At 70.7% G+C, this 12,713-nt stretch carries 12 protein-coding genes; 2 read left to right on the plus strand and 10 right to left on the minus strand.

Annotated elements, in window-relative coordinates; genetic code table 11:
• Window positions 1-25 precede the first annotated feature (25 nt).
• From AW272_RS29600 to AW272_RS29615, 4 genes are read right to left on the minus strand one after another with little or no spacing between them, the layout of a single operon-like run.
• Entirely contained in the window at window positions 26-1,609 is a 1,584-nt protein-coding gene (locus tag AW272_RS29600) for an ABC transporter permease (RefSeq protein ID WP_066372122.1), read from the minus strand.
• A complete protein-coding gene (locus tag AW272_RS29605) occupies window positions 1,606-2,382 on the minus strand; it encodes an ABC transporter ATP-binding protein (protein WP_066372124.1) in 777 nt (258 codons plus the stop codon). The genes AW272_RS29600 and AW272_RS29605 overlap by 4 nt, the downstream gene beginning before the upstream one ends.
• Window positions 2,379-2,951, minus strand: coding sequence for an AAA family ATPase (locus AW272_RS29610; RefSeq protein WP_066372128.1), 573 nt, complete (start codon window positions 2,949-2,951; stop codon window positions 2,379-2,381). Before AW272_RS29610 ends, AW272_RS29605 begins: the two co-directional genes overlap by 4 nt.
• 20 nt (window positions 2,952-2,971) lie before the next feature.
• Window positions 2,972-4,030, minus strand: a complete 1,059-nt coding sequence (locus tag AW272_RS29615) for an ABC transporter substrate-binding protein (protein ID WP_066372130.1) — start codon at window positions 4,028-4,030, stop codon at window positions 2,972-2,974.
• A gap of 491 nt (window positions 4,031-4,521) precedes the next feature.
• Between AW272_RS29615 and AW272_RS29620 the strand changes: the two genes are divergently transcribed.
• Both AW272_RS29620 and AW272_RS29625 read left to right on the plus strand, forming a co-directional pair.
• Complete coding sequence (locus AW272_RS29620; protein WP_157518873.1) at window positions 4,522-5,562, plus strand: LacI family DNA-binding transcriptional regulator; 1,041 nt, start codon at window positions 4,522-4,524, stop codon at window positions 5,560-5,562.
• Window positions 5,559-6,479, plus strand: coding sequence for a ribokinase (locus AW272_RS29625; RefSeq protein ID WP_066372133.1), 921 nt, complete (start codon window positions 5,559-5,561; stop codon window positions 6,477-6,479). The genes AW272_RS29620 and AW272_RS29625 overlap by 4 nt, the downstream gene beginning before the upstream one ends.
• Here AW272_RS29625 and AW272_RS29630 read toward each other — a convergent pair.
• From AW272_RS29630 to AW272_RS29655, 6 genes are read right to left on the minus strand one after another with little or no spacing between them, the layout of a single operon-like run.
• Complete coding sequence (locus AW272_RS29630; protein WP_066372135.1) at window positions 6,469-7,212, minus strand: SDR family NAD(P)-dependent oxidoreductase; 744 nt, start codon at window positions 7,210-7,212, stop codon at window positions 6,469-6,471. The genes AW272_RS29625 and AW272_RS29630 overlap by 11 nt on opposite strands.
• The gene (locus AW272_RS29635; protein WP_066372138.1) at window positions 7,209-8,438 is read right to left on the minus strand and encodes an ATP-grasp domain-containing protein; all 1,230 of its coding nucleotides are present in this window, start codon (window positions 8,436-8,438) and stop codon (window positions 7,209-7,211) included. The genes AW272_RS29630 and AW272_RS29635 overlap by 4 nt, the downstream gene beginning before the upstream one ends.
• Window positions 8,431-9,633 carry an ornithine--oxo-acid transaminase gene (gene rocD / locus AW272_RS29640; protein WP_066372141.1) on the minus strand — a complete coding sequence of 401 codons (1,203 nt, stop codon included), beginning with the start codon at window positions 9,631-9,633 and terminating at the stop codon, window positions 8,431-8,433. Before rocD ends, AW272_RS29635 begins: the two co-directional genes overlap by 8 nt.
• Entirely contained in the window at window positions 9,624-10,637 is a 1,014-nt protein-coding gene (locus AW272_RS29645; protein ID WP_066372142.1) for a GNAT family N-acetyltransferase, read from the minus strand. The genes rocD and AW272_RS29645 overlap by 10 nt, the downstream gene beginning before the upstream one ends.
• Window positions 10,634-11,890: an MFS transporter gene (locus tag AW272_RS29650; RefSeq protein WP_157518874.1), complete on the minus strand. Its 1,257-nt coding sequence runs from the start codon at window positions 11,888-11,890 to the stop codon at window positions 10,634-10,636. The genes AW272_RS29645 and AW272_RS29650 overlap by 4 nt, the downstream gene beginning before the upstream one ends.
• Complete coding sequence (locus AW272_RS29655; RefSeq protein ID WP_218011120.1) at window positions 11,887-12,705, minus strand: [LysW]-aminoadipate kinase; 819 nt, start codon at window positions 12,703-12,705, stop codon at window positions 11,887-11,889. Before AW272_RS29655 ends, AW272_RS29650 begins: the two co-directional genes overlap by 4 nt.
• Window positions 12,706-12,713 lie beyond the last annotated feature (8 nt).

Raw genomic sequence — 12,713 nt, forward strand, 5'->3', positions numbered from 1 at the left:
GGGTGGCCTTTGTGTATTCACAGGGCTAATCCACTCTCTGCGGTGCGTAGCGCGCCACCACGAGGCGTTCCAGCATGGCGACAATGGCGTAAAGGCCCACCGAGACCAGCACGATGAGCACCGAGCCCGACCACAGTGACGCGAAGCGGCTGGCCGTGTAGTCGGCGACCAGAAGGCTGCCCAGACCGGTGCCGCTGGCGAGCCACTCCGCCAGCGTCGCACCCGCGATCGCGCCGGGGATGGCGATGCGGGCGGAGGCGAACAGCGACGGGAGCGCGTACAGCAGGCGGACCTTCCTGGTGACGGTCAGCTGGCCGCCGCCCAGGGAGGTGATGACCTCGCAGGCGAGTGCGGGGGCCGCGCGCAGGCCTTCGCTCACCGTCACCAGGGTGGCGAAGAAGGTCACCACGGCGACGATGACCGTCACGCCCAGCAGGCCGCGGCCGAAGATCAGGGCGAGCAGGGGGGTCAGGGCCACCAGCGGGATCGAGCGGAGCACGATGGCCAGGGGCATGACGACCTGCTCGACGGTGCGGACCGCCACCAGGACGCAGGCGACCAGCGAGGCGGCGACCATGCCGACGACGTAGCCCACGCCGGCGTCGAGGAGCGTCGTCGCCAGGGAGGTCAGGAGGCGGTGCCGGTGGTCGGCGGCCTCGTCGCCGGCGAAGAGGTAGGCGGCGACGTCCGCGGGGGTCTTGGCGAAGTAGGGGTCCAGGGCGAAGCCGCGGATGACCGCGTACCAGGCGGCCACGACCAGGAGGATCGAGCCGGCGACGCCGGCCGCCCCGACGCCGAGGGCGCGCAGGCGGCCGTCGGAGACCCGGGGAGCCACCGAGCCTACGGACACGCTCACGTCCTTGGCCGCCCACGGGGTGAGGCGGCGGGCGATGACCGCGACGATCGCGTAGCCGAGGCCGGCCAGGGCCGAGATGACCAGCGCCACGCCCCAGGTACGGGGCACCTGGAAGGACGACTGGGCCTGGACGAGCATCACGCCGAGGCCGCTGCTGGAACCCAGGTACTCGCCGATGATCGCGCCGAGGAGGGCGGCGGGGGCGGCGATCTTGAGTCCGGCGAACAGGCTCGGGAGCGCGGCGATCAGGCGGAGCTTCCGCAGGACGAGGAAGGAGCCCCCGCCCAGGGAGCGGATCAGTTCGATCGCGCTCCGGTCGGCCGAGCGCAGGCCCAGGACGGCGGCCGTCAACGTGGTGAAGAAGACCGACAGTCCGGCCAGGACCTCCTTCGGGGCGTTGCCGGGCAGCACGATGACCAGGATGGGGGCGATGGCCACCAGAGGCACGCAGTAGCTGGCCACGGCGATGCGCAGCAGGAGCCGTTCCATCGCCGGGACCTGGACGAAGACCATGGCGAGCACGATGGCCAGCAGGTTGCCCCAGAGGAAGCCGACGGCCGTCTCGCCCAGCGTGGTGGCGATGTTGCCCGAGTAGACGTCGCGGTCGGTCCAGATCGCCTCGACGACCGCCCACGGCGTGGGGACGACCCGCAGGTCGGCGAAGATCCCCGCGAGGATCCACCAGACCGCGACCAGCGCCACCACGACGAGCGCCGTCCGCGCCCACGCCGTCCGCCGGGTCGCTGCGTTCACGCCACGTCCTCGTGGGCGCCGAAGAGGCGTTCGCTCAGGTGGTCGCACAGGGCGTGGAACTCCGGCGAGCGGGTCACCTCGACGCCCCTCGGCCGGGGCAGGCCGACGTTCACCACGTCGATGATCCGGCCGGGACGGGCGCCCATCACCAGCACCGTGTCGGCCAGGAAGACCGCCTCACTGATCGAGTGGGTGACCAGCAGGGTCGTCGTCATGCGCTCCAGCCAGATCCGCTGCGTCTCCAGGTTGAGCCGCTGGCGGGTCATCTCGTCGAGGGCGCCGAAGGGCTCGTCCAGGAGCATGACCTCCGGCTCGCCGGCGAGGGTGCGCGCGAGCGCGACCCGCTGGCGCATACCGCCCGACAGCTGGGCCGGACGGGCGTTCTCGAAGCCCGTCAGCCCGACCAGACGGACCAGGTCGGCGATCGCCGCCTTGCTCACCGGGCGGCCGGCGACCTCGAAGGGCAGCGCGATGTTGGCCTCGACGGTGCGCCAGGGCAGCAGGGCGGCGTCCTGGAAGGCGACGCCGATGCGGTGTTCCCTGCGCAGGTCGTCGGGGGAGCGGCCGTGGACGAGCGCAGTGCCCGACGTCGGGGTCTCCAGACCGGCGAAGATGCGCAGCAGCGTCGACTTGCCGCAGCCCGACGGGCCGAGCAGCGCGACGAACTCGCCCTGCCGCGTGCGCATGTCGATGTCGCGCAGCGCGGCGACCTCGGACTTCCCGACGTCGAAGGTCCGGCTCACCCCTGCCGCGGCCAGGCCTTCCAGCGTCATCCGTGCCACTTTCCCGCCGCCACGACGTCGAGGAGCTGTTCGCGGTAGGAGGTGTCTCGGCCGGGGAGCTCGTTCTCCACCTTGGAGCCCTCGTGCAGGAAGTGGGAGAGGTCGCGGCCCATCTCCTGGCCCCGGCGGGTGTGCATGTCGAGGGCCCAGTCGGGGATCTCCGGCAGCCGTTCGCCACTGGCGAGCGCTTGGGCGGCCCACAGGCCCAGCTCGTCGGTCGTGCGGTCCTTGGTCCGGCTGACGAGGAAGCGGACGGCGTGGGCCGCGAACAGCCAGCGGTCGCCGAACTCCCGGGAGATGCGCTGGTGCATGCGGTAGAGGGCGTCCAGGACGACGGGTTCGGAGAAGGTGCCGGTGCCGGTGTCCTCGCACGAGATGACGAGCAGGCGCGACCACATCTGCTCTTCCAGCTCCGGGCTGCTCTCGTACATCTCGCGGGCCACGAGCAGCGCGTTCTCCAGCATGCCCCGGCGGATGGACTTCTGGAGGGTGGAGATCAGCTCGTCGGCGGCGAAGCCGCGCAGGCTGGTGACGCGGGTCCAGGGATCTTCGTTGTGCACGGTACTTCGCTCCTGAAGCCTTAGATGTGGGTCTTGCCGGCGTAGGCGTCCTTGAGGACGGTCGTGTCGAACAGCTCCTCGGCGGTGCCCTTGACGCCGAGCGAGTTGATCGTGGTGATGTTGGCGGCGATGCCCTCGGCGCTCATGGTGAGCAGGCCGTTCGTCTTCGCCTCGCCCGCCTCGATGACCGAGCGGAAGGCCGCGGCGGTCTTCTGCTGCGCGGCGAGGTCGAGGTTGAGGCTCTTGCCGTACTTCTCGACGACGAGCTTGGCGGCGGCGTCGGTGTCGGCGAGGGCGTCCTGCCAGCCGCGCACGGAGGCGCGGACGACCTTGACGATCTGCTCCCGTTTGTCCTTGTCGGCCAGCGCCTGGTCGTTGGCCAGGAGGCAGTCGGCCCAGACGTTGTAGCCGTACTCGCTGAGCGTGAACGTGGTGGTCTTCACGCCCTGGAGATCCAGCTGGATCGGCTGGTTGACCAGCAGTGACACGAACGCGTCGCACTCTCCGGCGACCAGGGGGGACGGGTCGAACTGCACCGGCACCATGGTCACGTCGGCCGGGTCGATGCCGTTCGCCTTCAGGACCGTGTTGACGATCTCCGCGCCGCTCTGCTGCATCCCGAGCCGCTTGCCGACGAGGTCCTGCAGCGTGTTCACCGGCTTCGAGGCGAGCGACATGATCGCCGTCGGGTTGGTCTGCATGGTCGCGGCGATGATCTTCAGGGCCGCGCCCTCGTTGCGGGCCTTGGCGATGGTGTCGACGGAGTCGAGGCCGACCAGCGCCTTCCCGCTGACGATCAGGGGTTCGACGACGACCGAGGGGCCGCCCGGCGTGAGCGTCACGTCGAGCCCCTCGTCCTTGAAGTAGCCGGCGTTGTCGGCCATGAACAGGCCCATGTTCTCCACGTTGGCGATCCAGCCGAGCTGGAAGTTCACCGGGCCGGAACCGGCACCGGCGGCGGCCGAGGGGGACGAGGAGGTGGACGACGAGCACGCGCTCAGCACGGCGGTTCCGGCGGCGAGCAGCGACACGCCGCCGACCCCGGACAGGAAGGAACGACGGGAGAAGGACGAGGGCATGGCAGAAGCCTTTCTGGGGGGTTGAATGCGCGCCGGATGGATGGCACGGCGAATTCGCGCCTGTCGCGGAACCTTCGATGGGACCGGATCGGCGGGTGATGAGGGTCAGACTGAAAACGGTGTCCCTCGGGCGTTGGACAGGCGCCAACTCCCGCGCCGTCCTTCAGGACCAATCACCGGCACTCCTCTGGCAGACAAACCCCCAGGAAACGGGGCGAACTCCGCATAGTTGCTGGTAGGACGATCGCCCTGACGCCGATCCCCTGTCAAGAGGGAGTGCGCGGAGTTAACGCAAAGACATCTGTTCGTGACACTGAAGCCCTGGTCAGAGCGGTGACAACGATTGCATTTCGCAGCTCCAGGCCGACCGGGCGGGGGCCCTCGAAAGCGGCGGAAGTCACGAGTCGGTGACGACGGAACGGTCAGGATTGACGTTTTCGCAGGTGAGGGTGCAAGGTCCACTGACAACGGTTTCATTGGGAGCGCATTTGGTGACGATCCATGAGGTCGCGGCACGCGCCGGGGTGTCCCCGGCGACCGTTTCACGCTTCCTGCGTGGCCAGTCGGTGCGCTCGCCGGAGGCCATCCGGGCGGCGGTCGACGAGCTGGGCTACTGGCCGAGCGCCGCGGCGCAGTCGCTGAAATCCGGACGCACCCACACCATCGGCGTCGTCGTCCCGGACATCACCAACCCCTACTTCGCCGCGGTGGTCAAGGGCATGGAGTCCGTCACCCGGACGGAGAACTACCGCATCCTGCTGGCCAACAGCGACGAGAGCAGCGAGCGCGAAGACCACGTGCTCGCCGACATGGCGCGCAGGGTGGACGGCGTCATCCTCGCCCCCGCCACCGAACGCGACCAGACCCCGCTGAAGCTCAGAGACAGCAAGGTCCCGCTGGTCTTCATCGACCGCGACCTGATGGAGGGCGACGAATTCGACGCGGTCCTGGTCGACAACGTCGACGGCGCGCGGCAGGCCGTCGAGCACCTGCTCGGCCTCGGCCACACCCGGATCGCCGCGATCAACGGGCCGCCCGACACGACGCCCGGCAGGCGGCGGCGCGAGGGCTTCCTGGCGGCGCTCACGGCCAGGGGCGTCGGCATCGCGCCGGAACACGACCTCATCGGCGACTTCCGCGAGTCGAGCGGCTACCAGCTCACCCTGTCGCTGCTCTCGCTGCCCGAGCCGCCCACCGCGATCTTCACCGCGAACAACCTCATGACCCTCGGCGCGCTCAAAGCGCTCCACGACATGCGGGTCGACGTGCCGGGACGGATCAGCCTGATCGGGTTCGACGACCTCGACACCGGCCCGCTGCTCCGCCCGCCGCTCACCGTGATCGACCGGCCCATGGTCGAGCAGGGGGTATTGGCGATGCGGCTCCTCCTGCGCCGTCTCGACCCGCAGTATGTCGACGACATCCCCCGGCGCATCGTGCTGGGCGTCAAGCTGATCGATCGCGCGTCGACGGCTCCGCCGAAGGGGCAGCACGTTCCCCCGCCTCGAGCACGGAAGGCACGACCAGCATGAAACCGAAGGGCGTCCTCGTCGTCGGGAGCATCACCGCCGATGTCACGGCGTTCAGCCGGAGATTTCCCGGTCCCGGCGAGACCGTGCTCGGCGACGACTTCACCCTCGTCCTCGGCGGCAAGGGCGCCAACCAGGCCGTCGCCGCCGCGAGGGCCGGCGCGCCCACGTGGCTGGCCGGGTGTGTCGGGCGCGATCCGTTCGGCGACCTCGTCCTGGCGGGGCTGCGGTCGCACGGGGTCGAGTTGGGGCAGGTCCGCACGGTCGGCGACCGGACGGGCGTCGCCCACATCCGGGTCGACGCCTCGGGCGAGAACGACATCGTCATCGTCCCGCTCGCCAACGCCGCCTTCGGCGCCGACCTCGCCGAGGAGAGCATCAGGGCCGTTCGCGACCAGGTCGGTGTGCTGCTGCTCCAGTTGGAGGTCCCCATGGCGACCACCTGCCACGCGGCCAAGGCGGGCAGGGCCGCCGGGCTGACGGTGGTGCTCGACCCGGCTCCCGCGCAGGCGCTGCCCGACGACGTGTGGCGGCACGTCGACGTCGTGACGCCGAACGAGAGCGAGGCGGGCGTGCTGACCGGGGTGCGGGTCACCGATCTGGAGTCGGCCGCGCGGGCGGCGTCCTGGTTCCTCGACCGGGGGGTCGGCCACGCCCTCATCACCCTCGGGTCGGGCGGCGCCCTGTCGGTCACCGCCGAACGCACCCGCCACTACCCGGCCTATCCGGTGACGCCCGTCGACACGACGGCGGCGGGCGACGCCTTCACCGGGTTCTTCGGCGCCGCCCTCGCGGCGGGGCTCGACGACGCCACCGCGATCCTGCGCGGCATGGCGGCCGGCGCGCTCGCCACCACCGCCCCGGGGGCCAGCCCGTCGCTGCCCGATCTGGCCGCCGTCGAGGCGCTGATCAGCCGGTAGGCCGCAGCCGCAGGCCGTGCATGCCGTTGTCCACGGCGAGCACGGTGCCCACCGAGGCGCCCGACAGCGGGCTCGCCAGGTAGGCGATCGCCCCGGCGACCTCGTCGGCCGACACCAGGCGGCCGGTCGGCTGGAACGAGGTGAGCGCTTCCCGTGCCGCCGCCGGATCGGGGGCCTGGTCCATCTGCCGGTCGACCCAGGGCGTGTCGGCCGTGCCGGGGGCGACGCAGTTGACCCGGATGCCCTCGCGGGCGTGGTCGGCGGCCATCGCCAGGGTGAGCGCGTACACCGCGCCCTTGCTGGCCGAGTAGAGGACCCGCTGCTGCATGCCGGCCCAGGCGACGATCGAGCAGGTGTTGACGATCGCGGCGGCGGGGGAGCGGCGCAGGTGCGGCAGCGCGTGCCGGGCGACCCGGACCATGCCGAGCACGTTGACGTTCAGGACGTGCATCCACTCGTCGTCGCTGTTCCCGGCGATGTCGCCGACGGCGCTGATCCCGGCGTTGTTGACCACCACGTCGAGCCGGCCGAACCGTTCGGCCACGGCGTCGACGGCCGATTTGACCTGGGCGTCGTCGGTGACGTCGGTCGCGATGGCGTGGGGGAGGCCGTCCGGTTTGAGATCCAGGACGACCACGTCGGCTCCTCTGCTCTCCAGGAGTCTCGCCGTGGCCAGGCCGATGCCGGACGCGCCGCCGGTGACGATCGCGACCAGTCCTTCGAAGTCAGTCACTTGTCCTCCTGCAGAGTCCGCACGTGGATGAGCGAGGCCAGCCGCTTACCGTTGGCGATCGCTTCGGCGGCGGTGGCGCCACGGGCGATGACGTAGCCGACCTTGTCCTCGTTCCAGTTCAGCGGGGGCACTTCGTCGCCCGGCCCCACGTCCAGGTGGACGTCGGCGAACGCCGGGTCGGCGCGGACCTCGTCGAGGCCGGTCACCTCCAGGACGCGTCCCGGCGAAGGGGTGAGGAAGCGGATGGCCGCGCCGCCCTTGGGTTCGGGGGAGACGATCAGCGGCTCCAGCACGCCCAGTCCGGCGGTCAGCGCGTAGCGCTCCATGTCGACGCCGTAGGCGATCTCGGCCAGTTCGTTGATCCGGTCGCCGCCGACGCGGTTGTGCGACTCGACGATCTTCGGGCCGCGTGAGGTCAGCATGACCTCGGTGTGGCCGGGGCCGTTGCGCAGGCCGACCGCGTCGAGGAAGTCGATGACGAGCTGCGACACCTCGGGCGGGCAGTCGCCGGGCTGGGAGTGCCCGATCTCGACGAAGCCGCCGGGGCCGCCGCACTCCTTCTCGGTCACCGCGATGATCACGTGGTGGCCGTCGAAGCTCAGGGTCTCGACGCTGATCTCCGGGCCGTCCAGGAACTCCTCCAGGAGGAACTCCTCGAAGGAGTCGGCGGCGGTCAGGTCTCTGGCGTCGAACTGCCCGTCGAGGGCCAGGAACCGGTCGGCGACGGCGTCGACGCCGGCCTGGTCGTCGATGCGGAACACCGCCAGGCTGCCCGATTCGCGGATCGGTTTGACGATGATCGGCAGGCCGTGCGCCTTGACGAAGTCCTGGACGTCCTGGGCCGACCTGCCCACCGCCGAGGCCACCGGGCTGACGCCCTGCGCGGCCAGGTGGCGGCGCATCCGCCACTTGTCCAGCAGCAGCTCCACGGTGTCGACGGACTCGCCGGTGAGGCCGAGCGCCGCGTTGATCCGGGCCGCCGGCAGCAGCCCGAGCTCGAACTGCGACACGGCCGTCCGGAACGGGAAGACCTCGTGCAGCGCCTTGGCCAGGGGCACGACCTTGTCGAGGTCGCCGTAGTCGAGCAGGATCGCCTGGTCGACGTAGAGCGAGTGGACGCGGTCGTATTCGTCGGGGAACTGGATGTGCACGACGTCGAGGCCGAGGTCGCGGACCTTGCGCACGTGCTGGAGCTTGCCGCCGATCACCAGGATCCGGTCAGACATGGCGTCCACCTCCTAGAACGTCGGCGATCGCGTCGACGCCGAAGTCGATCTCGGAACGGGTGATCACCAGTGGCGGCGCCACCCGGAGGGTGTCCTGGAACTCCTTGCACAGCACGCCGCGTTCGGCCAGCGCCTCGGACACCGGGCGTCCGGTCGGGCGGCCCTCGGCGATCCGCACGCTGGCCCACAGGCCTCGGCCGGTCACCTCGGCGACGCCTTCGAGTTCGCCGAGCCGGGAGTGCAGATAGGCGCCGAGTTCGCGGGAGCGTTCCTGGAACTCCCCGGTGGCCAGCAGCTTGATGACCGCGCGACCGACCGCGCAGGCGAGCGGGTTGCCGGCGAAGGTCGAGCCGTGCTCGCCGGGCTTGAGCACGCCGAGGACGTCGGCGCGGCCGATCACCGCCGAGACGGGCAGGATGCCGCCGCCCAGCGCCTTGCCGACGGTGTAGAGGTCGGCGCGGACGCCTTCGTGGTCGAGCGCCAGCGTCGCGCCGGTGCGGGCCAAGCCCGACTGGACCTCGTCGGCGACGAACAGGGTGTGGGTGTCGTCGCACAGCTGGCGGACCTCGGTGAGGTAGCCCTTCGGCGGGACGATCACCCCGGCCTCGCCCTGGATCGGCTCCAGCAGGACCGCCGCCGTGTTGTCGGTGACCGCCGCGCGCAGCGCGTCGATGTCGCCGTACGGGACCACCTTGAAGCCGGGGGTGAAGGGGCCGAACTCGTTGCGGGCGGCCTCGTCGGTGGAGAAGGAGATGATCGTCGTGGTGCGGCCGTGGAAGTTGGCGCCCGCGACCACGATCTCGGCGGCGCCGTCGGGCACGCCCTTGACCTGGTAGGCCCACTTCCTTGCGACCTTCACGGCCGACTCGACGGCCTCGGCGCCGGAGTTGGCGGGCAGCACCATCTCGGTGCCGGTCAGCTCGGCCAGCTCCTGGCAGAACGGGCCGAACTGGTCGTTGTGGAAGGCCCGGCCGGTCAGCGTCAGCAGGTCGAGCTGCTCCTTGGCGGCGGCGATGAGGGCGGGGTGCCGGTGGCCGAAGTTGAGCGCTGAGTATCCGGCGAGGAAGTCGAGGTAGCGACGCCCGTTCACGTCGGTGAGCCAGGCGCCTTCGCCGTAGGACAGCACCACGGGTAACGGGTGGTAGTTGTGCGCGCTCCAGCGTTCCGCCAGCGCGATGTGGTCGTTCATTTCCATTCCTCCAGGTCGGCGATGCTTCGGGCGAGCGTGCTGTCCTCCAATAGCGCGTCGAGGAACGCCGAATTGTGGTCGTGTACGGCCTGCTCCGCGCCGATGAGGGGGCTGTTCTCGGAGAGATCGAGCAGCCAGAGCGGATGGATCGCGGCGCCGCGCGCCGCCTTGGCCTTCGTGGCCTTGATCCCGGCGTGGATCCACTGGATCCCCTGCTCGGACGCCCAGCGGAACTGCTCGTAATAGAGCAGGTTGAAGTATTCGTAGGCGTCGCGCAGCAGGGAGTAGTCGAAACCGGCCCAGCGCAGGAAGATCGTGTCCTGCCAGACGTAGTACAGGCAGAAGCCGACAGGGGTGTCGTCCAGCGTGCACAGGGCGACCCTCGCGGCGTCGCCGAGACACTTCTCGTGGTTGCGGAAGGTGGCCAGGTCGTCGTCCGCGCCGGCCTGGAAGCCGTATTTGGCCTCCGTGGTCACCGCGAGCGGGGCGATGGCGGCGCTGCACTCGCGCAGCGGCAGGTGCTCGATCCGGAAGCCCGCCTCGGTGAAGGCGCTCACCTCCTTGCGGACGGCGGTGCGCCGTTTCCCGCTCAGGGTGGCGAGCCAGGCGTCGTACCCGCCTTCGGGGACCGGCATCCAGGCGTCGCAGTCCAGCAGGACGGGCGGCGCCTGCACGCCCGCGGCGCGGAACCGGCGGACGCCCTCGGTGTCCAGATACATCGCCACGCAGGTCTGGTTCCTGGCGCGGAGCTCGGCGAGCAGTCCGGTGACCTCGCCGGACCCGAGGACGTGGGTCTGGTAGCCCTCGCACGGGCCGACGAGCAGCCCTTCGGCCCCGAGTGTCGGCAGAGACCGGTCGGCCAGTTTGGCGTTCCAGTCGTACGACGAACCTGTCAGATCGGCTCCGCCGGTCACCGGGACCGAGACCTCGCCGGCGGACACGACCTCGACCTCGGCCCCGTGTTCGGTGGCGCAGAAGTCGAGCCAGTTCGCGCTGGAGTAGAAAGTCATGGGCTTCCTCCGTTCGAGATGTCGGCATGGCGCACCGCGCTGAACCAGAACAGGGTCGACAGCGCGAGCAGCGGCACCGCGCCGAACATGATCGCGGCGCGGATGCCGACCAGGTTCCCGAGCACGCCCGCGAGCAGCGCGCCGATCGGGATCGTGCCGTAGATGAGCAGGCGGAAGGTCGCGGTGATCCGGCCGAGCAGCTCGGGCGGGGCCTGCGCCATGCGGACGCTCAGGGAGTGCACGCTGAAGATGCCCAGGCCGAAGCCGTACACGACGAAACCGCCGATCAGCACGACGATCGCGAGCACCGGCGTCGCCGGTGCGAACGGGACGACCACGAGCCCGGCGGCGCTGACCACCATCGAGATGACGATGCACCGGCCGGTGCCGATCGCGGCCGCCGCGCGGGCGGCCACCAGCACGCCGACCAGGCCGCCGACACTGGCCGTGGTGAGGATGAGGCCGAGTTCGCCCGCCCCGAGCTTCAGCTCGCGGACGCCGAAGAGCAGATACAGCGTGAGCACGATCTGCTCGAACAGGTTGAACAGCGCGGCCTGGACGGCCAGCATCCGCAGCACCCGATGCCGCAGGATCGCCTGTAACCCTTCGGCGATCTCGGCCCGCATCGACCGGCGTTCGCCCTCGGGCGGCTCGACGACCTCGGGCTTGCGGATGCCGACGAAGGCCAGCGCGGCGAACAGGCACGTCGCCGCGTTGGCGATGAGGGCGACGGGGGCGGTCGCGACCTGCACGAGCACGCCGCCGATGCCGGGGCCGCCGATCTGCGCGATCGAATACGTCCCCTCCAGCTTGGCGTTCGCCTCGATCAGCTGGTCGCGGGACACCAGGGACGACAGGTAGACCACGTAGGCGACGTCGAAGACCGCCATCAGCAGCCCGATCCCGAACGTCACCGCGTAGAGGAGACCCAGCGAGAGCATGCCGGCCAGGTAGCTCAGCGGGATCAGCACGATCAGCAGGAACCGGAGCAGGTTCGTCACGACCAGCACGGGCCTGCGCCGGTGCCGGTCGAGCCAGGCGCCGGCGAACAGCGTGATCAGGATGACCGGCGCGTACTGCAGCGCGGTCAGCAGGGCGACCTCGGTCGGCCCGGCGTGCAACACGGTGATCGCGGTCAGCGGCACCGCGACCAGCGAGATCTGCGCCCCGGTCTGGGAGATCGTCTCCCCGGACCAGAGCAGCATGAAGTCGCGGTGCCGCCACAAGCTGCCCTGTTGTACGGCCTGACTCACGAGGCCTCCCCGAGCCGGACGTCGGTGCCGTGGCCGTCCACTGCCCGGCTGACGGGGTTGGACACCCGCCCGTCGGCTATCAGGACCGACTTCACGCCACCCGCCAGCGCCTCACGGGCCGCGACGAGCTTGAGCGCCATGCCGCCCCCGGCGAACCGGCCGGGCGCGCCGGCCGCCGGCACGTCGTACACCGGGAGGACGCTGGTGGCGTCGTCGCGATCGGCGAGGACCCCGGGCGCGCCGGTCAGCAGCACCAGCCGGTCGGCGCCGAGCGCCGCGGCGAGTGCCGCCGCGACGCGGTCGGCGTCGACGTTCACCGGCTGGTCGTGCTCGTCGATCGCGGGGGGTGAGATCACCGGGACGAAACCCGCCTCCAGCAGGGCGTTCGGCAGCGCGGTGCGCACCTCGCCGAGCCGGCCGCTGAGGTTGTCCCTGACCAGCGTCGTCCGGCCGTCGACGACGGACCGGACGGCGCCCTTGCGGCGGGCCCGCAGCATCCCGCCGTCGAGGCCGGTGAGCCCCACGGCGGGCACGCCGAGCCGGGCCAGCTCCGCGACGAGCTTCGGTTTCACCGAACCGGCAAGCGCGAGGACGACGACCTCCAGAGTCGCCGGGTCGGTGTACCTGGTGGACACGTTGTCCGGGGCGACGAGGGTGCGTTGCGGCACCCCGAGTCTCCCGGCCAGCCGGGCGATCTCCCCGGAACCTCCGTGCACCAGGACGACGGGCTCTCCCGAATGGACGAGCCCGGCGACGTCGGCGCAGATGCCGGCGGCGTCCACGGCCGAGTTGCCCCCGCACTTGACGACGATCACGATGTCTC

It is taken from the genome of Herbidospora mongoliensis, assembly GCF_001570545.1.
Taxonomy (GTDB): Bacteria; Actinomycetota; Actinomycetes; order Streptosporangiales; family Streptosporangiaceae; genus Herbidospora; species Herbidospora mongoliensis.

Excerpts from the sequence above, each read along its gene's own strand:
- AW272_RS29605 (WP_066372124.1), bottom strand. The coding sequence starts at position 2,382 with ATGACGCTGGAAGGCCTGGCCGCGGCAGGGGTGAGCCGGACCTTCGAC.
- AW272_RS29615 (WP_066372130.1), bottom strand. The coding sequence starts at position 4,030 with ATGCCCTCGTCCTTCTCCCGTCGTTCCTTCCTGTCCGGGGTCGGCGGC.
- AW272_RS29625 (WP_066372133.1), top strand. The coding sequence starts at position 5,559 with ATGAAACCGAAGGGCGTCCTCGTCGTCGGGAGCATCACCGCCGATGTC.
- AW272_RS29635 (WP_066372138.1), bottom strand. The coding sequence starts at position 8,438 with ATGTCTGACCGGATCCTGGTGATCGGCGGCAAGCTCCAGCACGTGCGC.
- rocD (WP_066372141.1), bottom strand. The coding sequence starts at position 9,633 with ATGGAAATGAACGACCACATCGCGCTGGCGGAACGCTGGAGCGCGCAC.
- AW272_RS29645 (WP_066372142.1), bottom strand. The coding sequence starts at position 10,637 with ATGACTTTCTACTCCAGCGCGAACTGGCTCGACTTCTGCGCCACCGAA.